General features: G+C 60.9%; 24 protein-coding genes. 6 read left to right on the forward strand and 18 right to left on the reverse strand.

Features of this window, described 5'->3' with window-relative positions; translation table 11 throughout:
* From MHZ97_RS21190 to trxC, 3 genes are all read right to left on the reverse strand, one after another.
* The coding region (locus tag MHZ97_RS21190) for an acetate--CoA ligase family protein (protein WP_239323833.1) at window positions 1-1,492 on the reverse strand (1,492 nt) is incomplete at its 3' end.
* 107 nt (window positions 1,493-1,599) lie between these two features.
* A complete protein-coding gene (locus tag MHZ97_RS21195) occupies window positions 1,600-2,298 on the reverse strand; it encodes a tRNA-uridine aminocarboxypropyltransferase (RefSeq protein ID WP_239315599.1) in 699 nt (232 codons plus the stop codon).
* Between the two features lie 74 nt (window positions 2,299-2,372).
* The gene (gene trxC, locus MHZ97_RS21200; protein ID WP_103794429.1) at window positions 2,373-2,792 is read right to left on the reverse strand and encodes a thioredoxin TrxC; all 420 of its coding nucleotides are present in this window, start codon (window positions 2,790-2,792) and stop codon (window positions 2,373-2,375) included.
* Between the two features lie 160 nt (window positions 2,793-2,952).
* Here trxC and MHZ97_RS21205 point away from each other — a divergent pair, with 160 nt between their 5' ends.
* Window positions 2,953-4,044, forward strand: a complete 1,092-nt coding sequence (locus MHZ97_RS21205; protein ID WP_103794428.1) for a tRNA/rRNA methyltransferase — start codon at window positions 2,953-2,955, stop codon at window positions 4,042-4,044.
* Between the two features lie 82 nt (window positions 4,045-4,126).
* Here the strand turns inward: MHZ97_RS21205 and emrB are convergent, their stop codons facing one another.
* The 9 genes from emrB to MHZ97_RS21250 all read right to left on the reverse strand — a co-directional run bounded on the left by emrB (window position 4,127) and on the right by MHZ97_RS21250 (window position 13,593).
* Window positions 4,127-5,662, reverse strand: coding sequence for a multidrug efflux MFS transporter permease subunit EmrB (gene emrB / locus MHZ97_RS21210; protein ID WP_239315600.1), 1,536 nt, complete (start codon window positions 5,660-5,662; stop codon window positions 4,127-4,129).
* A 16-nt stretch (window positions 5,663-5,678) separates the two neighbouring features.
* Window positions 5,679-6,851, reverse strand: a complete 1,173-nt coding sequence (gene emrA / locus MHZ97_RS21215) for a multidrug efflux MFS transporter periplasmic adaptor subunit EmrA (RefSeq protein ID WP_103794455.1) — start codon at window positions 6,849-6,851, stop codon at window positions 5,679-5,681.
* 146 nt (window positions 6,852-6,997) lie between these two features.
* Window positions 6,998-7,528: a transcriptional repressor MprA gene (gene mprA, locus MHZ97_RS21220; protein ID WP_224481622.1), complete on the reverse strand. Its 531-nt coding sequence runs from the start codon at window positions 7,526-7,528 to the stop codon at window positions 6,998-7,000.
* A 316-nt stretch (window positions 7,529-7,844) separates the two neighbouring features.
* Entirely contained in the window at window positions 7,845-9,032 is a 1,188-nt protein-coding gene (locus MHZ97_RS21225; protein WP_366925762.1) for an MFS transporter, read from the reverse strand.
* A gap of 209 nt (window positions 9,033-9,241) precedes the next feature.
* Complete coding sequence (gene nrdF / locus MHZ97_RS21230) at window positions 9,242-10,201, reverse strand: class 1b ribonucleoside-diphosphate reductase subunit beta (protein ID WP_103794454.1); 960 nt, start codon at window positions 10,199-10,201, stop codon at window positions 9,242-9,244.
* An 8-nt stretch (window positions 10,202-10,209) separates the two neighbouring features.
* Entirely contained in the window at window positions 10,210-12,348 is a 2,139-nt protein-coding gene (gene nrdE / locus MHZ97_RS21235; RefSeq protein ID WP_239315602.1) for a class 1b ribonucleoside-diphosphate reductase subunit alpha, read from the reverse strand.
* Complete coding sequence (gene nrdI / locus MHZ97_RS21240) at window positions 12,318-12,731, reverse strand: class Ib ribonucleoside-diphosphate reductase assembly flavoprotein NrdI (protein ID WP_103794423.1); 414 nt, start codon at window positions 12,729-12,731, stop codon at window positions 12,318-12,320. The genes nrdE and nrdI overlap by 31 nt, the downstream gene beginning before the upstream one ends.
* 4 nt (window positions 12,732-12,735) lie before the next feature.
* Window positions 12,736-12,978 (reverse strand): redoxin NrdH, encoded by a 243-nt coding sequence (locus tag MHZ97_RS21245; RefSeq protein ID WP_103794422.1) that lies wholly within the window; start codon window positions 12,976-12,978, stop codon window positions 12,736-12,738.
* A 297-nt stretch (window positions 12,979-13,275) separates the two neighbouring features.
* On the reverse strand, window positions 13,276-13,593 hold the full coding sequence (locus tag MHZ97_RS21250) for a DUF883 family protein (protein WP_103794421.1): 318 nt from the start codon (window positions 13,591-13,593) through the stop codon (window positions 13,276-13,278).
* A 152-nt stretch (window positions 13,594-13,745) separates the two neighbouring features.
* On the opposite strand from MHZ97_RS21250, the gene MHZ97_RS21255 reads away from it, so the two are divergent.
* The 4 genes from MHZ97_RS21255 to MHZ97_RS21270 all read left to right on the forward strand — a co-directional run bounded on the left by MHZ97_RS21255 (window position 13,746) and on the right by MHZ97_RS21270 (window position 17,053).
* On the forward strand, window positions 13,746-14,081 hold the full coding sequence (locus MHZ97_RS21255) for a DUF2002 family protein (RefSeq protein ID WP_081142412.1): 336 nt from the start codon (window positions 13,746-13,748) through the stop codon (window positions 14,079-14,081).
* Between the two features lie 135 nt (window positions 14,082-14,216).
* Window positions 14,217-15,623, forward strand: a complete 1,407-nt coding sequence (gene mmuP / locus MHZ97_RS21260; RefSeq protein ID WP_239315603.1) for an S-methylmethionine permease — start codon at window positions 14,217-14,219, stop codon at window positions 15,621-15,623.
* The gene (mmuM, locus tag MHZ97_RS21265; RefSeq protein ID WP_239315604.1) at window positions 15,613-16,548 is read left to right on the forward strand and encodes a homocysteine S-methyltransferase; all 936 of its coding nucleotides are present in this window, start codon (window positions 15,613-15,615) and stop codon (window positions 16,546-16,548) included. Before mmuP ends, mmuM begins: the two co-directional genes overlap by 11 nt.
* An 85-nt stretch (window positions 16,549-16,633) precedes the next feature.
* Window positions 16,634-17,053, forward strand: coding sequence for a hypothetical protein (locus MHZ97_RS21270; RefSeq protein ID WP_103794453.1), 420 nt, complete (start codon window positions 16,634-16,636; stop codon window positions 17,051-17,053).
* Between the two features lie 6 nt (window positions 17,054-17,059).
* Here MHZ97_RS21270 and speG read toward each other — a convergent pair whose 3' ends face one another.
* The 6 genes from speG to MHZ97_RS21300 form a co-directional block, all read right to left on the reverse strand.
* Window positions 17,060-17,605, reverse strand: a complete 546-nt coding sequence (gene speG / locus MHZ97_RS21275; protein WP_033791956.1) for a spermidine N1-acetyltransferase — start codon at window positions 17,603-17,605, stop codon at window positions 17,060-17,062.
* Window positions 17,606-17,672: 67 nt separating this feature from the next.
* On the reverse strand, window positions 17,673-18,350 hold the full coding sequence (locus tag MHZ97_RS21280; RefSeq protein ID WP_103794418.1) for an ABC transporter ATP-binding protein: 678 nt from the start codon (window positions 18,348-18,350) through the stop codon (window positions 17,673-17,675).
* Window positions 18,343-19,176 (reverse strand): ABC transporter ATP-binding protein, encoded by an 834-nt coding sequence (locus tag MHZ97_RS21285; protein ID WP_239315605.1) that lies wholly within the window; start codon window positions 19,174-19,176, stop codon window positions 18,343-18,345. Before MHZ97_RS21285 ends, MHZ97_RS21280 begins: the two co-directional genes overlap by 8 nt.
* Window positions 19,166-20,023 (reverse strand): ABC transporter permease, encoded by an 858-nt coding sequence (locus MHZ97_RS21290; RefSeq protein ID WP_103794416.1) that lies wholly within the window; start codon window positions 20,021-20,023, stop codon window positions 19,166-19,168. Before MHZ97_RS21290 ends, MHZ97_RS21285 begins: the two co-directional genes overlap by 11 nt.
* Window positions 20,020-21,072, reverse strand: a complete 1,053-nt coding sequence (locus MHZ97_RS21295; RefSeq protein WP_103794415.1) for an ABC transporter permease — start codon at window positions 21,070-21,072, stop codon at window positions 20,020-20,022. Before MHZ97_RS21295 ends, MHZ97_RS21290 begins: the two co-directional genes overlap by 4 nt.
* A complete protein-coding gene (locus MHZ97_RS21300) occupies window positions 21,072-22,640 on the reverse strand; it encodes an ABC transporter substrate-binding protein (RefSeq protein WP_239315606.1) in 1,569 nt (522 codons plus the stop codon). Before MHZ97_RS21300 ends, MHZ97_RS21295 begins: the two co-directional genes overlap by 1 nt.
* A 183-nt stretch (window positions 22,641-22,823) precedes the next feature.
* Here MHZ97_RS21300 and MHZ97_RS21305 point away from each other — a divergent pair.
* A partial coding sequence (locus tag MHZ97_RS21305) for a hypothetical protein (protein WP_239313698.1) occupies window positions 22,824-22,911 on the forward strand: 88 nt, incomplete at its 3' end.

A 22,911-nucleotide genomic window follows, 5' to 3' on the forward strand; every position in this document is an offset into this window, starting at 1 on the left:
GCGTCGCCAGGCCATACGCCTGCAGCACCGGCTGCACCTCATGGGTATCGAGCGTAGTGACGCCTTTCGCCAGCGCCTGCGACAAGAGCTGATGCGCCTGAGCGCTGTCCTGCGTCAGGCTGGCGGGCAGCGCCGGGGTTTCGCGCAGCTGTTTCTGGTTGCGGCGATACTCCACCTGATGCATAAACGCCGTGACCGTGCCTTCCGGGGTGCGCCAGGTGGGGATGCCTGCCTGGGTAAAGGCGCGCCGCGCCGCCTGCGAGGAAAATTCACCGCACCAGTTGGTCAGCAGCGTCACCTGCTTGCCGCGCGGATGGGCGGCGATAGCCTGAATGATCTGCTGCGCCGATTCGGTGGCGGGCGCCACCGCGCTGGGCGCGTGGACGAGCATCAGCGCATCAAGCTCATGGCTGCTTAGCAGAATATTCAGGCAGTCGACATAGCGCTGCGGCGTGGCGTCATCTTTCAGATCGAGCGGATTGCCGCGTCCGACACCTTCCGGCAGCAGCGCCGCCAGTGCCGCCAGCGTTTCTTCACTGAGCGCGGCGAGCTTGCCGTTGCGCGCATAGAGTTCGTCCAGCGCCAGCGCAGCGGGCGCGGCGCCGTTGCTGACGATCATCAGCCGGTCGCCGCGCAGCGGACGCATATGGCTGAGCGACTCCACGGCGGTGAAAAGCTCATGCGTATCCTGGACGCGTAGCAGGCCCGCACGCTGGATCGCCGCATCCCAGGCGGCGTCCAGCCCGCTGTGGGTGCCGAGCAGCGCCTGTGCCTGATGGCTGCGGCCGCTTTTTATCACCAGAATAGGTTTATTGCGCGAGGCGCTGCGCGAGGCGGAGACAAAGCGTCGCGCGTCGCTCAGGTGTTCCAGGTAGAGCAGAATGGCGCTGGTTTTACCGTCGCGCGCCAGAAAGTCGAGCAGATCGTCGACGTCGGTATCCAGGCTGTCGCCCAGCGCGATAAACCAGGAGAAGCCCAGGTTGCGCTGCTGCGCCCAGTCGAGAATGGTGTTGGAGACCGCCGCCGACTGAGAGATAAAGGCGATGCGGCCTTTTTCAATCGGCACCGGCGAGAAGCTGGCGTTAAGCCCTTGCCAGGGCGCAAGCAGGCCGAGGCTGTTGGGGCCGAGCAGGCGTATCTGCCACTGCGCGGCGCAGCGCTTCAGTTCTTCCTGCTGGCTGGCGGGCGCGGAGAGAATAATACAGGCCTTGCACCCTTTTTCGCCCAGCTGCTGCAGCAGGTCGAGATTGCGTTTCGCGTGGGTGCAGATCACCGCCAGGTCGGGCGCAAAAGGCAGGCTGTCGATGGTGGGCCAGGCAAGCACGCCGCTGACGGCTTTATATTTGGGCGTCACCGGCAGCACCGGGCCGCTAAAGCCGCCCGCCAGCAGATTGCGCATCATAAAGTGTCCGGCGCGTCCCGGCCTGTCCGAGGCGCCGATCACTGCAATGGATTTAGGTCGTAACAGCGCTTCCAGTCCGCGTTGGCTCATCCCACTCTCCCGAAGTCGACTGGCATGATTGTAATCGCTTTTTAACCAGATTGCCGTTGCGACGATCGCAGGCTGCGAGCCGCGCCAGCATTTGCGCCGCCCAGGCGCTACAGGCTTTCGGCGATGGCGCCTTGATGCGCTGGATGGTGCGGTTTACCGGCGAGATAGGCGTGACGGAAACGGTCGAAGTGCTGTTGCAACGCCTGCGCCGCCGCCAGGTCACCAGCCTGCTCCAGCAGCGCTGCGGCCACTTCGGCGGTGCAGTGCTGGCCTTCGCCGTGCGCTTCGCGCAGGGTATAGCGCGACGGCGCGGTGACATTAAGCGACATGACCGGCAGCGCATCGAGCCAGGGGCTTTTGCGAAACATTTTGCGCGCCTCGGTCCAGGTGCCGTCGAGCATAATAAACAGCGGCGGCTTGCCGCTCAGCGGCGGCGCGCTCAGCACCTCGCGGCCGGGATCGGCATAGGAGGCGGGGAACACCACCATCGGCTGATAGTCGGGATGCGCCACGGCGCTAAGCAGTGCCGGATCGGGCTCGGTGCGCGACCAGCCGAACGCCTCGGTTTGCGGCAGAATGTCGGCGATCAGCCGCCCGGTGTTGCTGGGTTTCATCGGCTCGGTATCGAACATCACCAGGCAGAAGCGGCTGCGCGCGCGCTGCGGCGCGATCGTGGCGCACAGGCAGTTTTTCTGCGGCAGCAAACAGCGCTGGCAGCGCACCACGCGGTTGCCTCGGGCGAGAAAAGGGCGAGTGGCGCGGGCAAGGCGTTGCGCACGCAGGCGGAGAACGGCGTTATCAGTCATGGCTCAGCGGAAGAAGTAAAACGTTAGTGTAATCGAAGCTGGCTGCTCTGTCCCGCTGAGCATGACCTCAGAATTTACAGCGATTCATCCAGCCATTCATTAAAGGGCGCTTTCGGCATGGCGCCGTTCAGCATGTCCACCATCTCGCCTTTTTTAAAGATCATAATGGTTGGAATGCTGCGGATGCGAAAACGCGCGCTCAGCGAGGGTTCCGCTTCGGTATTGACCTTAACGAAACGCACCTGGCCGCTGCGCTCCTGCGCCACATCTTTAAACACCGGCGCAAAGTTAACGCAGGGTCCGCACCAGGGCGCCCAGAAATCGACCACTACCGGCAGATCGTCCTGCAGATATTTATCCAGCGTATCGGCAGTCGCGTTAGCGACCTCGCCGTTAAACAGATCGCTGCCGCAGCGGCCGCATTTAGCTCCATCGGCGACGCGCTCAGGGGGAACGCGATTGGTTGCCTGACAGGAAGCACATACCGTATTCATAGTTACCTCAAAGGGTTTGCAGGTGTCAGTCTTGTAAATATTCCCCATTATGAGAAGGTTGCGAACGGGCCTCAAACTGGATTGTCCAATAGGTTCAATAGTTGATAGCTAAGCGCTAATACATCAGGTAATCTGCGCGCTCTCAATGCAGGAGGAACAGATGAACGACGAATTTAAAGGCAAAAGTGGCAAGGTAAAAGTGATGTACGTGCGAGATGAGGGCGAGTCTGGCTCACGCGCGCCGAACCCGCGTACCGGTAAAGGGGGTGGCCGCCCAGCCCGTCAGGAAGATTCGCGTCGTTCCTCTGGCCGCCGTAGCGAAGAGGGTGCCAGCCGCAAGCCGCGCAGCGATGAAGGCGGACGCCGTCCTCGCAGCGACGAGGGCAGCCGCAAACCGCGCAGCGATGAGGCTTTCTCACCCTGGCGTACCGTGTCGCGTTCGCCGAGCGAGCGTACGTCCGCAGAGGAGAAACAGCCGGAGCAGGGCGGCAAAGTGGCTATCGATCCAGAAGTGATCCGCCGTCAGCGCCAGGAAGAGACGCGCGTCTACGGCGAAAACGCCTGTCAGGCGCTGTTCCAGAGCCGCCCGGAAGCGATCGTACGCGCCTGGTTCGTGCAGAGCGTGACGCCGCGTTTCCGCGACGCACTGCGCTGGCTGGCGGCGAACCGCAAAGCCTATCACGTTGTCGAGGATGCCGAGCTGGCGAAAGCCTCGGGCACTGAACACCACGGCGGCGTCTGCTTTATTATCAAAAAACGCATGGGCATGGCGGTCAGCGAGTGGCTGAGCCAGGCCGGTGAGAAAGATTGCGTGCTGGCGCTGGAAGATGTCAGCAACCCGCACAACCTGGGCGGCATTATGCGCAGCTGCGCGCATTTCGGCGTTAAGGGGCTGCTGGTGAACGACGCCTCGCTGCTGGAGTCGGGCGCGGCGGTGCGTACCGCAGAAGGCGGTGCAGAACACGTTCAGGCGATCAGCGGCGAGAGCTTTGCCGCCGGTCTGGAAGCGTTCCGCAAGGCGGGCTACACCATCGTTACCACGTCAAGCCATGAGGGCACGCCGCTGGCGAAAGCCGAGCTGCCGGCGAAGATGGTGCTGGTGCTGGGCCAGGAGAGCGAAGGCTTGTCCGACAGCGCGTTCCAGCAGGGCGATATCAGCCTCTCCATCGGCGGCACCGGCAACGTTGAAAGCCTCAACGTCTCGGTGGCGACCGGTATTCTGCTTGCCGAATGGTGGCGCCAGAACGCATAAAAAAACGGGCCGAAAGGCCCGTTTTTGTTTCTGCTCTTGTAAGGCTTTGTGCCGAAGCCCGTGGCATGGGCCGATGGCAAAATCAGTGCGCGCCACCGCCACCGCTGCCGGAACCAAACGGCGGCCGGGCAAACCAGATCAGCACCAGCAGAATCAAAAACACCCCGGCCGAGGCCCAGAAGATCTCATTGGCGGAGATAATAAGCCCCTGGTTGGTGATCTGCTGAGCGATATAGGCCGAGGCCTGCTGATGCGTCATCCCCATTCCTTCCAGCTGCGTATACATCTGCTGCGCATTGGTGTTGTAGGGGGTAATCGACTCGGTAAAGGTGCTGTGATGCATCGATTCCCGGTTAGTCCACAGCGTGGTGGTAATCGAGGTGCCGATTGAGCCCGCCAGGGTACGCACGAAGTTCGACAGGCTCGACGCCGCCGCCAGCCGCTCCGGCGCCAGTCCCGAAAGGGTAATGGTGGTGAGCGGCATAAAGAAGCAGGCGACCGCGAATCCCTGGATAAACTGCGGCCAGGCCGATGCGCCGAAGTCCATCGAGGGTTCGAAGGTATAGGCGCGCCAGTAGAAGCAGACGGCGTACATAATAAAGCTGAAGGTCACCAGCCGTCGCATATCCAGCTTGTGGGCGAAGCGGCCGATGATGGGCGACAGGATCACGGGAATAATCCCTACCGGCGCGGACGCCAGACCGGCCCAGGTCGCGGTATAGCCGTAGACCTCCTGCAACAGCTGCGGCAGCAGAACAATCGAGCCGAAGTAGAGCATATAGGCCAGGCTAATAGAGAGACAGCCGATGGTGAAGTTGCGCGACTTAAACAGCGCCAGATCGACAATTGGGTGGTCGTCGGTCAGCTCCCACACCAGCAGCACCGCCAGCGACACCACGGCGACCACCGTCAGCACCACAATCTCGGTGGAGTTAAACCAGTCAAGCTCCTTACCGCGATCCAGCATCACCTGCAGACAGCCGATGCCCACCACCAGCAGCACCAGGCCCACCACGTCGATAGGGCGCACCTCGGTGCGGGTCTCGCGACCGCGCAGCGTCTGCAGCGTCAGCATCACCACCACCGCGCCGATCGGCACGTTGATAAAGAAGATCCAGCCCCAGTGGTAGTTATCGCTGATCCAGCCGCCGAGAATCGGCCCGCAGATCGGCGCGACGATCACCGTCATCGCCCAGAGTGAAAGGGCGATACTGCGCTTCGCGGGTGGATAGTTGCTCAGCAGCAGACTCTGCGACAGCGGGATCAGCGGACCCGCGACGATACCTTGCAGGATGCGGAAGAAAATCAGCATCTCCAGACTTTCCGACATGCCGCACGCCCAGGAGGCGAGGGCGAACAGGATCGTCGCCCAGGTAAAGAGCTTCACCTCGCCGACGCGCTTTGCCAGCCAGCCGGTAATCGGAATGGAGATAGCGTTCGCCACCCCGAACGAGGTTATGACCCATGTGCCCTGCGAGTTAGAGGCGCCCAGATTGCCTGCGATGGTCGGAATCGCGACGTTAGCGATGGTCGAATCCAGCACCTGCATAAAGGTCGCCAGCGACAGCGCGATGGTCATCAGGACCAGCGGCGCGCCTTCTAGCGGTTTTTGTGCCATGACAGCCTCCGCGTGATCATCCGGCGTTGGCGCGAACGATTTCAGTGATCAGCTGGTTCACCGGCGCCAGATCGATCGCCAGCGCATTGCTGCTGTAGGCGGCCTGCTGGCGAACGCTGGTGGCGAGTGCGCTGCCATCTTTATTCGTGGTGTCCACTTTCACCAGCGTCGACAGGCCAATGCGCAGCGGATGTTTAGCGATTTCGTCCGGGTTAAGCTCGATACGCACCGGCAGACGCTGAACCACTTTGATCCAGTTGCCGGTCGCGTTCTGCGCAGGCAGCAGCGAGAAGGCGCTGCCGGTGCCCATATCCAGGCCGACCACTTTGCCGTGGTAAACCACGTCGTCGCCGTAGATATCGGCCACTACCGTCGCGTCCTGTCCGATGCGGACGCCAGCCAGCTGCGTCTCTTTGAAGTTCGCGTCGATCCACAGGTTGGTAGCGGGCACCACCGCCATCAGCGGCGTGCTGGTGCTGATTTGCGCACCGACCTGCACGCTGCGGCGCGACACGTAGCCATCCATCGGGCTGCGGATATCGGTACGCTGCAGCGCCAGCCAGGCATCACGCAGTTCCGCTGCGGCCTGTTTCACCGCCGGCTGATTTTCCAGCGAGGTGTTGAGGATCATCGCCTGGTTGGCGTTGTACTGCTGCACCGCCACGTCGAGCTGCGCCTTCGCGGTAGCGACCGCGTCGCGCGAGTGCTGCAGCTCTTCACGGCCAATCAGGTTAGAGGCGCCCAGCGGCTCGCGGCGTTTCAGATCGGCTTCCGCCTGCGCCAGCGCGGTTTGCTGCAGCGCGATGCTCGCCTGATACTGCTTTGCGTTAATCATCAGCTGATGCGTCTGGCGCACGCTGGTGGCCAGCGCGGTCTGCGCTTTTTCAAACGCCTGTTCGGCGTCGGTTTTATCCAGCGAAACCAGCACGTCGCCTTTCTTCACAAAATCGGTATCGTCAAACCAGACCTTGTTGACGCTGCCCGAGACCTGCGCCATGACCTGCACCTGGTTTCCGGCCACGTAGGCGTCGTCTGTTTCCTGGAAATGCCGCAGCACCAGAAACCAGTAGACGCCCCAGACGATGCCTGCCAGCACAAAAAGCAGCGCCAGCAGAATCAGCAATTTTTTACGCGTCTTCTTTTTTTGGGCTGGCTGTTGCGGGCTTTGCGCCTCTGCCGTTGCACTCATGTCACTCTCCAACTGTTTCATAGGCCGGGACGCGATCGTTCCTTTTCACGGAGCCCGAGTCGAAAAAGCCAGCGACAAGGCGCTGGCCGGATAAAAGGGGATTAAAATAACGGTTTCGACAGGTGATTGTGTCGCAGTTCTTGCTATTAGCGAGAGAGGGAGGCGATGACCTGATCTTCGTCCATTTTGTCCAGACGATTGAGCAACTTACGCGTAATCCCTTCCAGCTGCGTCTTCTCGTCAGTTGAGAGGGAAGACCAGAGATACTGCAGGCTCTGGTGCTGAGGCGGCAGCAACTGACGCAGGAACTCATTACCTTTTTCGGTGAGATGCAGATGCAGGCAGCGACGATCGTTATCGCTCTCGCGACGTTCGATCCAGCCGCGTTTCTCCAGCTCATCGGCGATGCGCGTTGCGTTGGTGCGCGAAGAGCCCAGCGCGGCGCTCAGCTCGGAGGGCTGAATGCTCTGGTTTTCCTGCGCGTCCAGCGTGATCAACGCCATGAATAAGGTTTCGTTAATTCCCTGCGCCTTTAACATCTTATTGCGATTTTCCAGCAGCTTTCCCTGCATGTGCATGCACAGACGCGTCAGAATGATTTCGTGGAGCGGGAAATCTTTGTGGCGATTTGCGCGGATGTTAAGCATCTGTTCAATGGGAGTAAACGAACTTTCCATTATAAAAAAACCTCACTAGTTGCAACTAATATAGTAACGATGGTGACAGATTAAGCGTAGTCATTTTTACTCCGCGCAATTGTTCAGAAGATCACACTGTCGTCATCAGATGGTTCCAGGCCGCTCCCTGACCCTGGGCACGAAACCCTCGCCCTCTGCCGCTTGTTGCGGCAGGGCACGATATCAAAACGAAAAGAAACTTTTTGCAGGCTAAATAATTTCGCAAGAAAAAATAACTTGTGTGAATAGGTTTGCTGCTAACGATAACAAAACTAACCATTCGTGACCAGACTCAATCACACCTTTGGTATTTTATTTACTTACTTAAGGGGGCTTCGAAGCGGTAACCGCGCCACCAAATCAGCAGGTTGAGCAGCGTCATCACCACGCCAGCGGCGCACACGCCGTACCAGCCGGCAAGGTGAAAGGCGTTGGCGGAGAGAAGCGAGCCGAACGCGCCGCCGATAAAATAGCTGGTCATATAGCCAGCGGTAAGGCGATTGCGCGCCTCGGGCATCTGGCTATAGATGACGCTCTGATTGGTGATATGCACCCCCTGAACCGCCAGGTCGAGCAGCAGTATGCCGACAATCAGCGCCGCCAGCGAGTGCGCACCCATCGCCGTCATGCCCCAGGAGGCGAGCATAATCAGCAGGCCCAGCGTGGTGGTCATTTTGGCTTTGCCTTTATCCGCCAGCGAGCCAGCCTGACGCGCGGCCAGCGCGCCCGCCGCGCCGACCAGTCCCAGCAGGCCGATTTCGCCTTCGGAGTAGCCGTAAGGCGGCGAGGCGAGCAGAAAGGCCATCGACGTCCAGAGCACGCTAAAGTTGGCGAAAGAGAGGCAGCCGGTCCAGGCGCGAGTGCGAATAACGCGATTCGCCCGGTAGATCTGGAAAATCGATTTCAGCAGCTGCGGATAGTTTAGCGACACCGTGGGTTTCACCTGCGGCAGAAAGCGCCACAGCGCCAGCGCCATCAGTACCATCAGGACGCTGGCGGTCCAGTAAACGGTACGCCAGCCGCCCAGCTGCGCCAGCGCGCCCGCGACGGTGCGCGCCAGCAGAATGCCGAGCAGCAGGCCGCTCATCACCGTACCGACGATTCTGCCGCGCTTCTCCGGCGGCGCCAGCGTTGCGGCGAGGGGAACCAGGATCTGCGCCACCACTGAAAAGAGGCCGGTCAGCACCGTGCCCAGCAGCAGCAGCGTAAAAGAAGAGGAGGTGGCGGTCATCACCATGCCGCCAGCCGCCAGCAGGCTCATGCCGACGATCAGGGCGCGACGCTCAAGCATATCGCCCAGCGGCACCAGCAGCAGCAGGCCGCAGGCGTAGCCGAGCTGCGCAGTGGTGACGATAAATCCCGCCATGCTGACGGAAAGATCAAAGTTCTGGGCGATGGTATTGAGCAGGGGCTGAACATAGTAGTTGCTTGCCACCGAAAGACCGGTGGCGACAGACATCAGCAACACCAGTGCAGGCGTTAGCGTATGACGATGAACATTCATGTAGAGAGCGCGCAGAGAGTAATAATCATAATCGGGTAATAGTAACCCAAAAAACTATTTCATTGATGGGTAAATTGACAGGACGTACCAGTCGCATCAGCAGAAAATGCTGGCGCAGAAAGAGAGGGGCAGAGAAGGTCGCCCCAGACTGAGCAGGGGGCGCGGCGAAGATAATAATGCCGGGCCGCGGCAGGCCCGACATCAGCGCATTAAAAGTCCCAGTCTTCGTCTTCGGTTTCTACCGCTTTGCCCATCACGTAGGAGGAGCCAGAGCCGGAGAAGAAATCGTGGTTTTCGTCGGCGTTAGGCGAAAGCGCGGCGAGAATGGCCGGGTTGACCGCTGTCATATCCGCCGGGAACAGCGCCTCATAGCCCAGGTTCATCAGCGCCTTGTTAGCGTTGTAGTGCAAAAAGGTTTTCACCTCCTCGGCCCAGCCCACGTCGCTATAGAGCGCTTCGGTGTAAACCACCTCGTTTTCATACAGCGCCAGCAGCAGATCAATGGCGAACTGCTGCAGCGCCTCTTTGCGCGGCTCATCCACCTGTTCCAGCGCTTTCTGATACTTGTAGCCGATGTAGTAGCCGTGCACCGCCTCATCGCGAATGATTAAGCGGATCAGGTCGGCGGTATTGGTCAGCTTGCCGCGGCTGGACCAGTACATCGGCAGCCAGAAGCCGGAGTAGAACAGAAACGACTCGAGAAACACGCTGGCGATCTTTTTCTTCAGCGGGTCGTCGGCGCGGTAGTGCTGCAGAATAATGCGCGCCTTGTTCTGCAGCGCCTCATTCTCTTCGCTCCACTGATAGGCGGCGTCGACGTCGCTGGTGTTGCAGAGCGTTGAGAAAATCGAGCTGTAAGAGCGCGCGTGTACCGCCTCCATAAAGCTGATATTGGAGAGCACCGCCTCTTCGTGCGGCGTCAGCGCGTCCGGCATCAGGCCCGGCGCGCCAATGACGTTTTGAATGGTGTCGAGCAGCGTCAGCCCGGTAAATACCCGGATAGTGAGCTGCTGCTGCTGGCTGTCCAGCGTCTGCCAGGCGGGCAGATCGTTCGACAGCGGCACCTTTTCCGGCAGCCAGAAGTTGCTGGTAAGACGGTTCCACACTTCAAGATCTTTCTCGTCCTGAAGACGGTTCCAGTTAATCGCCTGAATCTGTTGTAGTCGCATAGTTTCCATCACAGGGCGCAGGATACGCAGCCCTGCACCTCCGTGCCCTGTAGCGCCATCTGGCGCAGTCGAATGTAGTAAAGCGTTTTGATGCCTTTCTTCCAGGCGTAAATCTGCGCTTTGTTAATATCGCGGGTGGTGACGTCATCGCGGAAAAAGAGCGTCAGCGACAGGCCCTGATCCACATGCTGCGTCGCTTCGGCGTAGGTATCGATAATCGCTTCCGGCCCGATCTGATAGGCATCCTGATAAAGATCGAGGTTCTCGTTGGTGAGAAAGGGCGCGGGATAGTAAACGCGCCCGGTCTTGCCCTCTTTGCGGATTTCAATGCGCGACACGATCGGGTGGATACTCGACGTGGCGTGGTTGATATAGGAGATCGAGCCGGTGGGCGGAATCGCCTGCAGGTTCTGGTTATATAAACCGTGCGCCATCACCGCCTCGCGCAGCGCCTGCCAGTCGGCGCGCGTCGGCAGCGCAATCCCCGCCTCGGCGAACAGCCGCGCCGCGCGTTCGGTGCGCGGCAGCCAGTCGCGCTCGACATATTTGTCGAAGTAGCCGCCGCTGGCGTAGGTCGAGCGCTCAAAGCCGTCGAAACGCTGCCCGCGCTCGCGCGCCAGCTGGTTAGAGGTGCGCAGCGCATGGTAAGTCACGCAGTAGAAATAGAGGTTAGTGAAATCGAGCGCTTCCGGCGAACCGTAGGCGATCCCTTCCCGCGCCAGATAGCCGTGCAGGTTCATCTGGCCCAGACCGATGGCGTGCGAGCGCTGGTTGCCTTCGGCCACCGACGGCACCGAGCCGATATGGCTCATATCGGAGACCGCCGTCAGCGCGCGCACCGCGACCGCCACGGTATTGGCGAGATCGCGCGAATCCATCGCGTGGGCGATATTTAGCGAGCCGAGGTTGCAGGAGATATCCTTGCCGACGCGGCGATAGCTGAGATCGTCGTTGAACTCGCTGGCGCTGTTGACCTGCAAAATCTCCGAGCAGAGGTTGCTCATATTGATGCGGCCGGCGATCGGGTTACTGCGGTTTACGCTGTCCTCATACATGATGTAGGGATAGCCGGACTCAAACTGGATCTCCGCCAGCGTCTGGAAGAAGTCGCGCGGCTGGATCCAGCGCTTGCGGATGCGATCGTCCGCCACCATCTCCTCATACTTCTCGCTGATGCTGATGTCGCCGAACGCCTGGCCGTAAATCCGCTCCACGTCATAGGGCGAGAACAGCGCCATCTGGCGATTCTCTTTTGCCAGCTGAAAGGTGATATCGGGGATCACCACGCCGAGCGACAGCGTCTTGATGCGGATCTTCTCGTCGGCGTTCTCCCGCTTGGTATCGAGAAAGCGCAAAATGTCGGGATGATGCGCATTAAGCCACACCGCGCCCGCCCCCTGACGCGCGCCAAGCTGGTTGGCGTAGGAGAAGGCGTCCTCCAGCATTTTCATCACCGGGATCACGCCAGAAGACTGGTTTTCGATGCGCTTAATCGGCGCGCCGTTTTCACGCAGGTTAGAGAGCAGGAATGCCACGCCGCCGCCGCGTTTTGACAGCTGGAGTGCGGAGTTCACCGCGCGGCCAATCGACTCCATATTGTCTTCGATGCGCAGCAGAAAACAGGAGACCAGCTCGCCGCGCTGCTGTTTGCCGCAGTTCAGAAAGGTAGGCGTCGCAGGCTGGAAGCGGCCGCTCAGCATCTCCTCCAGCAGCGAGCGCGCCAGCGTCTCGCTGCCCTGCGCCAGCGTCAGCGCCACCATACAGGCGCGCTGCTCAAAGGTTTCCAGGTAGCTTTTGCCGTCAAAGCTCTTCAGCGTGTAGCTGGTGTAAAACTTCCACGCGCCGAGAAAGGTTTTGAATTCAAAGCCCCAGGCCGCCGCCTCGTTATGTAAACGGCACAGAAAGTCGAAATCGTACTGATTCAGCACCGCCGCTTCGTAATAGCCTTCTTCGACCAGATAGCGCAGACGCTCTGCTGCACTGGCAAAGGTGCGGGTATTCGGCGCGACGTGCTGCAGAAAGAACTGGCGCGTCGCTTCGCGATCTTTGCCGAACTGGATGCGGCCGTCGGCATCATAGAGGTTCAGCATGGCGTTTAGCGCGTGATAGTCGAGCGTTACGCCGTTGAGGGTGTCTGTTGTTGCCAAAATTGGGTTACTCCCGCTTTAACCGTGGCGATGTCGTCCGGCGTTCCCATCAGCTCAAAGCGGTAGAGCACGGGAACCTGGCATTTTTGCGCGATAATGTCGCCCGCCAGGCAGTAAGCCTCGCCAAAATTGCGGTTGCCCGCGGCGATCACGCCGCGAATGCCGCGCCGGTTCGATTCATCATTAAGAAAGTGAATTACCTGTCTCGGCACCGCGCCGCGACTGCCGCCGCCGCCATAGCTGGGAACGACGAGAATATAGGGCTGGTCGTGATGCAGGCGCGCCGCGAGATCGAGCGGAATGCGCCGCGCCGGTAGCCCAAGACGGGTAATAAACCGATGGGTGTTTTCCGACTGGCTGGAGAAGTAGACCAGTGGAAACATGGCGCTACTCTCCCGCCGCCGCGGGCTGGCGCAGACCGGCGATTTTGTCCGGGCGGAAGCCGCTCCAGTGGTCGCTGCCCGCCATCACCACCGGCACCTGGCGGTAGCCGAGCGCTTTCAGGCTGTCGACGGCTTCAGGCTGCGCGTCGAGATTGATCAGCTGATAGTCGATGCCGTGACGATCCATGGCGTGCTTCGTCGCATTGCACTGGACACAGTTATCTTTGGTGTAAATAATAATGCGCATGATTCGTATTTCCCTTTGGTCATGGGCCAGGTAGCATAATCCGCAGACGAAGGTCCCTGTTACGGACGGCGTCGCGGCTCGCATCTTGTGGCTGGGTGATAGAGAGAATACTAGATATAGCGTTATAAAAATTCAAGCGCACTATATATAGGGATTCTGGCAAAAGATCGGCAAAAAAAGGCTAACGCCAGGCGGCATGCGGATCGGGGCAGAGGAAATAATTTTGTAAAGAGGGGCGGGCGGGTAAGAGGCGAAAAAAAGCCCCGCTTGCGCGAGGCCTTGTCGAGTCTGACGAGATTAGCGGCGACCCACCAGCAGCGCGCCTAACACCAGGCCAACCGCAGCGCCGATGCCCACGCCGTGCCAGGGTTTGCTGTGTACATAGGCGTCAACCTGACAGCCTGCATCGCGCGCCGCCTGCGAAACGCGGTTATGACCGCCGTTCAGCTTCGCGCGCGTCTGTTTCAGCAGCGCCTGCGCCTGACTGCGCGCAGAGTCCACCTCATCTTTCGCTTCGCTGCCGTAGGATTTCAGCAGCGCTTCCAGCGAATCAGCAAGATCGTTCACATCCTGGTTAACATCAATGTCATCGTTTTTAGTGGTTCGATTAAACATTTTTTCGCTCCCTTTGATTTTAAACGCAATACTCAGTGTAGACGATGCGCTGATAAACGCATCGGCAGCGCCGGGGTTTAGGGAAATTCCGAAAGCCGCACGGCGGCGTGCTGTTGTAAGGTTGCGGAGCTTGAAAGAAGAGAGGAGAGAGCATGTATTTACGACCCGATGAGGTAGCGCGCGTTCTGGAGAAGGCGGGATTCGAAGTTGACGAGGTCACGCCCAAAGCTTACGGCTATCGCCGTGGTGACAGCTATGTCTATGTTAACCGCGAAGCCCGTATGGGACGCACGGCGCTGGTGATCCACCCCACGCTAAAAGAGAAGAGTCAGCCGTTCGCCGAACCGGCATCAGAGGTGAAAACCTGCGATCACTACACCCGTTTTCCGCTCTATCTGGCGGGCGAGTCGCAGGAGCACTACGGCATTCCCCACGGTTTCAGTTCGCGCGTCGCGCTGGAGCGCTATCTGCAAAGCGTCTTTGGCTGATGGCCGCCCGCCCCGTCAGCGCGGGGCATGGCACCTTTTTTAGCAAAACCTTATCTTTTATCACGTTGCAATTCCCGGCGGCGACGCGTATAAACCTGCCATATAGATGTTTAGACGTCCATATGGATAAAAAAGATGAGCGAGCAGGAAAACCCGTCACGGGATCAATTTAAGCGCACCATGAAAACGCGCCATCTGGTGATGCTGTCGCTGGGCGGCGTTATCGGCACCGGGCTGTTTTTCAATACCAGCTATATTATCTCCACAACCGGCGCGGCAGGCACGCTGCTTGCCTACCTGATCGGCGCGCTGGTGGTCTGGCTGGTTATGGTCTGCCTGGGCGAGCTATCAGTGGCGATGCCCGAAACCGGCGCGTTTCACGTCTACGCGGCGCGCTATCTCAGTCCGGCCACCGGCTATACCGTCGCCTGGCTCTACTGGCTCACCTGGACGGTAGCGCTCGGCTCCAGCTTTACCGCCGCAGGCTTCTGTATGCAGTACTGGTTTCCGCAGGTGCCGGTATGGATCTGGTGTCTGCTGTTCTGCGTCGCCATCTACCTGCTGAATATCATCTCTACGCGCTTCTTCGCCGAAGGGGAGTTCTGGTTCTCGCTGATCAAAGTTGTCACCATCATCGCCTTTATCGTGCTGGGCGCGGCGGCGATGTTCGGCTTTATCCCGCTGAAAGATGGCAGCGCCGCACCCGGGCTGAGCAATCTCACCCAGCACGGCTGGCTGCCGCACGGTATTTTGCCGATTATCATGACCATGGTGGCGGTTAACTTCGCCTTCTCCGGCACCGAGCTGATCGGCATCGCCGCAGGCGAAACCGAAAATCCGCAGAAAGTGCTGCCGCTGGCGATTCGTACCACGGTGGCGCGGCTGATTATCTTTTTTGTCGGCACGGTGCTGGTGCTGGCGGCGCTGATCCCGATGGAGCAGGCGGGCATCGTTAAAAGCCCCTTTGTCGTGGTGTTTGAAAAGATCGGCATTCCCTGGGCGGCCGATATCGTTAACTTTGTTATCCTCACGGCGATCCTCTCGGCGGCAAACTCCGGGCTCTACGCGTCGGGACGCATGCTCTGGTCGCTGGCGAATGAAAAGACGCTGCCGCGCTGCTTCGCCCGCGTCAATAAACGCGGCGTGCCGCAGCTGGCGATCACCGTCAGCATGCTGGGCGGCGTACTGGCGCTGCTCTCCAGCGTAATCGCGCCGGACACGGTATTTGTCGCGCTGTCAGCTATCTCCGGCTTCGCGGTGGTCGCCGTCTGGCTCAGCATCTGCGCATCGCACTATATGTTCCGCCGTCATCATCTGGCGCAGGGCAGGGCGCTGAGCGAGCTGGTCTACCGCGCGCCGCTCTATCCGCTGACGCCGATACTGGGCTTCGCTCTCTGCCTGCTGGCCTGCGTCGGGCTGGCGTTCGATCCTTCGCAGCGCATCGCGCTCTGGTGCGGCATTCCCTTTGTGCTGCTCTGCTATGCGGTTTACGCTATCACCCATAAAAAAACGCAGGCTGAGGAGGCCAAAGATGCAGCATAATTCCGTGACGCAGGCGCTGGCTGAAAGCGAGATGTTGATTCTGGACGGCGCGCTGGCGACCGAACTTGAGGCGCGCGGCTGCAACCTGGCGGACGCCCTCTGGTCCGCGAAGGTGCTGATGGAAAACCCCGAGCTGATCTATCAGGTTCACCGCGACTACTTCGCCGCCGGGGCGCGCGTCGCTATTACCGCCAGCTATCAGGCGACGCCGCAGGGCTTTGCCGCGCGCGGGCTGGACGAGGCGCAGTCGCTGCAGTTAATTGCCCGCAGCGTTGAGCTGGCGCGACGGGCGCGCGACGACTATCGCGCCGCAAGCGGCAGCCAGGCCGCGCTGCTGGTGGCGGGATCGGTAGGGCCTTACGGTGCCTTTCTCGCCAACGGCGCGGAATATCGCGGCGACTATGCGCTGCCGGACGAAGAGATGAAGGCGTTCCACCGTCCGCGCGTGCAGGCGCTGCTGGCGGCGGGGGCCGATCTGCTGGCGTGCGAAACCCTGCCTTCCTTTGCCGAAGCGCAGGCGCTGACCGCGCTGCTGGCGGAGTTTCCCGAGGCGCAGGCCTGGTTCTCCTTTACGCTGCGCGATGCGGCGCACATCAGCGACGGCACGCCGCTGCGCGAGGTGGCGGCTTTCCTGCAGGCGCAGCCGCAGATCGTGGCGCTGGGCATTAACTGCGTCGCGCTGGAGCAGGCGACGCCTGCGCTCCAGCAGCTGCAGACGCTGACCAGCAAGCCGCTGGTGGTCTACCCCAACTCTGGCGAGCAGTACGACGCCAGCAGCAAAACCTGGCACTCGGCGCCCTCGGGCTGCACGCTGCATGACAAGCTGCCCGAGTGGCGCGCCGCTGGCGCGCGGCTGATCGGCGGCTGCTGCCGCACCACGCCGCAGGATATCGCGGCGATTGCGCACGGCTGTCAACCGCAATAAAGCGCAGAAAACAGGCGATGATAGAGCGATTAACGGCGCAGGGGCGGTTTACACTGCCCTTTCTGACTCTTTAGCGGATGCCTTCATGAAACAGCGACTTCTTATCCTTGCCGCCGCGCTGCTGCTTAGCGGCTGCGCCTCGATTGTCGGCTCGTCGACTCAGGCGGTGCGTATCGACTCGCTGCCGCAGGGCGCGCGTTTTACCGTGCAGGATGAGGATGGACGCGCCGTCGCAGAGGGCTATACGCCACAAACCGTCGAGCTGGCCAAGTCCACCGGCCGCTATTTCGGCAAAAAGCACTATCAGGTGATGCTGGAGAGTCCGGGCTACGTGCCGGTGACGCTGCCGATCGAAGGTAAAGCGAATCTCTGGTATCTGCTGGGTAATATTCCGCTGGGCGGTTTTCCCGGCTGGCTGCTGGTCGATCCCTTTAACGGCGGGATGTACAACCTCCAGCCGGAAAATCCGCGCCCCTTCCTTAATCCGGTCGGCGCGCGGGGCTGACGGCAACTACTGCGCGGTGGGCTTCACCATCGCGCCGCCTGAGCGGAACCTTTCCAGAAACTGATGCTGGAAAATGCACATGCGAATGGTGTTGCGGTACTCGCCGTTGATAAAGAACTCGTGCTTCAGCACGCCCTCCGTCTCAAACCCCAGCTTGCTGTAAATGTGAATCGCCTTCTCGTTCTCCTGATCGACAATCAGATAGAGCTTGTAGAGATTCAGCACGGAAAAGCCGTACTCCATCGCCAGCTTCGCCGCCTGGCTCGCCAGCCCTTTGCCCTGATGCGCCGGATCGATAATGATCTGAAACTCGGCGCGGCGATGCACATGGTTGATCTCCACCAGCTCTACCAGCCCGGCTTTCTGGCCGTCATGTTCTACGACGAAGCGGCGCTCGCTCTGGTCGTGAATATGCTTGTTGTAGAGGTCGGAGAGTTCGACAAACGCCTCGTAGGGCTCTTCGAACCAGTAGCGCATAACGCTGGCGTTGTTATCCAGCTGATGAACGAAGTGCAGATCTTCCCGCTCCAGCGGGCGTAGCTTAACCGTCATGGTCACCTCTTTGCTGACAGATTTCGCGCGAGTATAGCGCACAAGGTGCGCCAGCTCGCGCAATCTCTCAGGCGCCGATCTGCTCGACGATGCGCCCCTGCGCCATGCGCGCGGCGCGATCGCACATATGGTCGATCACGTCGGGATCGTGGCTGACCAGCACCATCGTCAGGCCGTCGTCGCGCTTGAGATCGTTCAGCAGGTTAAGGATCTCCGCCTGCACCGACATATCCAGCGCCGAGGTCGGCTCATCCAGCAGCAGGATCTTCGGCTCCAGCAGCAGCGCGCGCACGATCGCCACGCGCTGGCGCTGGCCGCCGGAGAGCTGATGGGGATAGCGCTCCGCTAGCGCCGGATCCAGCCCGACGTGGCGAAAGCCCTGGTCGATGCGATCGTCGATGCTGTCGCGGCGCAGCAGCTTCAGCGGCTCCGCCAGGGTGCGGCGCAGGCGATGGCGCGGATGCAGCGAAGCGTAGGGATCCTGAAACACCATCTGCACGTCGCGGCGCAGCTGGCCGGTAAAGGGCCTGCCCGGCGCGACGTCGTTGCCCGCCAGCCGCATGCTGCCCTGCCAGTGCGGATTGAGTCCGGCCATCACCCACAGCAGCGACGACTTGCCGCAGCCGGAGGGGCCGACCAGGCCGAAGCATTCACCGGCGTTGACCTGCAGATCGACCTCATGCACCACGGTGCGCAGCTCATAGCCCTGCCTGTGCGCGACGCTAAGCCGTTGAAGATTAATCATGATTCGCCTCCAGCGCGGCGCGATCCAGCACCGGCAGCGGCTGGCCGTGGGTCGCTTTGCTCGGACGGCACGACCAGAGCGTGCGCGTATAGGGATGGGTAGCATGGGGCAGATCGGCGGCGGGCAGCGTATCGAGCAGCCGCCCTTTGTACATCACCATCACGCGCTCACAGTGTTCGGAGACCTGCTGCAGATCGTGGCTGATCAGCAGCAGGCCCATATTGCGCGCCTCGACCAGCCGACGGATCAGCGCCAGCACCTGATCGCGCATGGCGTGATCGAGCGCCGAGGTTGGCTCGTCGGCGATCAAAAAGGCGGGATCGGTAATCAGCGCGATCGCCAGCATCACGCGCTGGCCCATACCGCCGGAGAGCTGGTGCGGATAGCGCTGCATCAGCTGGCGCGGCTGCGGCAGGCCCACCGCGTCGAGCATTTCGCACACTTTCTCTTTGCGCTCGCTGCGGCTGAGGCGGCGGTGCAGCAGCAGCGGCTCCTCCACCTGCCAGCCGATGGTGCGCGTCGGGTTGAGCGCATATTTCGGGTCCTGCATCACCATCGCCACCGTATCGCCGCGCAGCGCGCTCCAGGCTTTTTCGCTCAGGCGCAGCGCGTCGTGGCCCGCCACCTCCAGTTTTTGCGCGTGCAGGCGCAGCGCAGGGGAGAGCAGCCCCATCAGCGAGCGCGCGGTCAGCGACTTGCCGGAGCCCGATTCGCCCACCAGCGCCACCCGCTCGCGGCCGATGCTAAAGCTGATGTTGTCCACCAGCAGCGCGTCGTCGCTGCGAATGCTCAGCGACTCGGCGTGAAGTAACAGATCATTTGGCATGGCGGGTATCCAGTCGGTCGCGCAGGCCGTCGCCTGTCAGGTTAAAGGCCAGGCTGGCGAACAGAATCGCCCCGCCGGGGGCGGCAGCGACCCACCACTGGTCGAAAATCACTTTGCTGCCTTCCGCCACCATCGAGCCCCATTCGGCGGTCGGCGGCTGTACGCCCATGCCGAGGAAGCCGAGGCCGGCGGCGGAGAGGATAATGCCGCCGAGGCTGAGCGCGGCGCGCACCACGGCGGTAGGCAGGCAAAGCGGCAGAATATGGCCAAACATCAGGCGCAGCCCGGTAATGCCCTGCATCCGCGCGGCGGCCAGATAGTCGCTGCGGCGCAGCGCCAGGGTTTCGGCGCGCGCCTGACGGGCGAAGGGTGGCCAGCTGGTGAGCGCCAGCGCCAGCGCGCCGTTCATCAGGCCAGGCCCGAGCATCGCCACCAGCGCCAGCGCAATCACCAGATTCGGCAGCGAGAGGAAGATATCGGTAATGCGCATCAGCACGCGCTCCGTCCAGCCGCCAACGTAGCCGGCGGTGATGCCGACCAGCAGACCGACCGGAATGGTCAGCACCAGGATCAGCGACACCAGCAGCAGCGTCGGGCGCGCGCCGTAGATCACCCGTGAGAGCAGATCGCGGCCGAAGCCGTCGGTGCCGAACCAGTGCTGCGCCGACGGCGGCAGCAGGCGCGCCGAAATGGTCTGCATATTGGGGTCGACAGGCGCCAGCAGCGGTGCGAGCAGGGCGGTCAGCACCAGCACCGCTACCAGCGTCAGGCCGATGGTCAGCGAGGTGACGCGGCGACGGCGGCGGCGCGGCCGCACGGTTTCGAGTTCAGAGAGTTGTTGCGTCATCGGGTTCTCGGATCGGTTAACCAGGTTAAGGCGTCCGCCAGGGCGTTGAGCAGTATGAAGCAGGCGCCGATCAGCAGCGTAGAGCCGAGGATAGCGGGAACGTCGGCAGAGAAGAGCGCGTTGGTCATATAGCGCCCGACGCCCGGCCAGGCGAAGACGGTCTCGGTCAGCACCGAGCCTTCCAGCAGCGTGGCGTAGGAGAGGGCGATCACCGTCACCAGCGTGCCCAGCACGTTGGGAAAGATATGGCGCAGCAGAATGCGGCCGCGACCGGCGCCTTTAGCGCGCGCCAGCGTCACATACTCTTTGCTGCTCTCTTCCAGCAGCGCGGCGCGCAGCAGGCGGGTAATGCCCGCCATCGCCAGCAGGCCGAGGATCACCACCGGCAGCCAGAGATGGGCGATAGCGTTGCGGAACATCTCGCGATCGCCGGAGAGCCAGCTATCGATCAGCACAAAGCCGGTTTTCGGCTCCAGCGTATAGACGTAGAGATCGTCGAGGCGGCCCGGTCCGGCCGACCAGTGCAGCACGGCGTAGAACAGCAGCAGCCCGAGCAGGCCGAGCCAGAACACCGGCACCGAGTAGCCGAGCAGAGAGACGAAGCGCGCCACGTTATCGATCGCGCTGCCAGGCTTCCAGGCGGCGAGCAGCGCCAGGCTGACGCCGAAGAGCGCGGCGAAGATCATCGAGCAGGTCGCCAGCTCGATGGTAGCGGGAAAGGTCTGCATCAGATCGTTCGCCACCGGCTGACTGGTCAGCTGGGAAAGACCGAGATCGCCGCGCGCCAGATGTTCAAGGTAGCGCCAGAACTGCACCAGCACCGGCTGATCCAGCCCCAGCTCGTGGCGCACCTGCGCATAGGTCGCTTCGCTGGCGTGATCGCCGGCGATCTGCTGCACCGGATCCACCGGGGAGAGGTGGGAGAGCATAAAGGTAAAGGCCAGCAGCCCGAGCAGCGTCACCAGCAGCGACAGCAGGCTGGTTACCAGCCGCGACAGGCGCGGCCAGATATGCCGGGCGAACCCGGCCTCTGAGGCTGACTGCGCCATTATTTGCTGACCTGCGAGTAGTAGACCATATCAGGGTTGATGCCCTGCACGTAGCCCTTCAGGTTGTCGCGCAGGGCGACCAGATTGCGCGCCTGCAGGCCGATCACGTACGGCGAGTTTTTCAGCACCGATTCCTGCATCGCTTTATAGAGCGCCACGCGCTTCTGCGGATCGCTCTCTGCGGTCGCCGCCAGCACCTGCTTGTTCAGCTCGGGAATATGCCAGTCGGAGCGGTAGGCGATGGTTTTGCTGCCGTCTTCCGGGTTATAGGCGAAAGAGGCGGCGTTGGTGTTGGGATCGAAATAGTCCGCGCCCCAGGCGTTCAGCGTTGCCTGATACTTATGCGCCTTAACGCGGGTGGAGACTTCCGAACTCAGGCCCGGCTGCACGTTGATCTTCACGCCGCCTTTAGCAAAGCTGCCCTGCAGCGCCTGTGCAATATCGAGATAGGGCGGCTGGTTGCTGGTAGAGAGATCGAAGCTGACGTTGGTCAGGCCCGCTTTCTGCAGAATCGCCTTCGCCTTTTCAGGATCGTAGCTGTAAGGGGTATCGTTGACCGCGCCGAGGAAGCCCTTCGGCAGGAAGGTCTGGTGTACGTCGAACTGGCCTTTCAGCAGATCGTTGGCGATGCCCTTATAGTCGAACAGGTAGCGTGCCGCTTCCCACAGCGCCGGGTTCTTCAGGGTGTCGTTGCCGCCGACGTTAAACTGAATGTAGTAGAGCGACGCCATTGGGTAGGCTTCGGTCTTCACGCCCGTCTTGCCTTTCAGCGCGGCGATCTGATCGGCACCGAGGTTACGTGCGATATCCGCGTCGCCCTGCTCCAGCAGCAGACGGCGCGCCGCCGGTTCCGGCACGTTTTTAATCAGCACGTTTTTCAGCTTCGGCGCGCCGGCCGGCGAGGTCGGGTTGGCGCTCAGCAGCACCACCTGATGCAGCACCACTTTACGGATTTGATAGGGGCCGCTGCCCGCCGAGTTTGTCGCCAGCCAGCCGTTGCCCAGATCGCCATTCTTCTCGTTCGCCGTCACGGTTTTTTCATCGACGATAGAGGAGACCGGGGCGGAGAGCAGGCTCAGCACGTAGGTCGGGCTGACGTTAGCGGTCCAGCTGATCTGCACATGGTTGTCGTCAACTTTCTTCAGGAAGGTGTCGGCGTTCTCTTTGGTCCAGCCGAGCTGCGTCAGAATAAAAGAGGGATCGAGGTTAAGCTTTACCACGCGGCCCAGCGAGAAGATGACATCTTCCGGGCGCAGCGGATTGCCGCTGGAGAATTTAGCGTCTTTACGCAGTTCAAAGGTCAGGCTGCGGTTGTCGCTGCCCGGCTGCCAGCTGGTCGCCAGCGTCGGTTTCAGGTCGGTCGGATTTTGCGGATCGGACTGGACCAGGCGCTGATAAATATTGGTGAAGGCCTGCACGCTGGTCAGCTCAAACCCTTTGGCGGGATCGAAGCTGTCGGCGTCATCGATCGACTGGGCAATAACCAGCGTATCTTTTGGCGTGGCGGCCTGCGCGGCAAAGGCGGCTGTCAGCGAAAGCGCCAACAGGGAAGCAGCGGTTTTTTTCATGGTAATTCCTTGCCTTATAAAGTAGTAACGCGAGTGTACGGAAGGGCTTAAAGGAAGAATAGTCTATTATTGGCTAACCTTATGCAGAAAGGTTATAAGAGCAGCGCTCTGGTTATAAGAGCCGCAAAGCGGTGTTAAGTAAGTATAGAGAGGCTTTGTTGAATAAATCGAACTTTTGCTGAGTTGAAGGATCAGATCACGCATCCTCCCGACAACACAGACCGTTCCGTGGCAAAGCAAAAATTCAAAATCACCAACTGGCCCACCTACA

The sequence above is a fragment of the Pantoea sp. ACRSC genome, from assembly GCF_022346785.1.
In the GTDB taxonomy this organism is placed as follows: domain Bacteria; phylum Pseudomonadota; class Gammaproteobacteria; order Enterobacterales; family Enterobacteriaceae; genus Pantoea; species Pantoea alvi.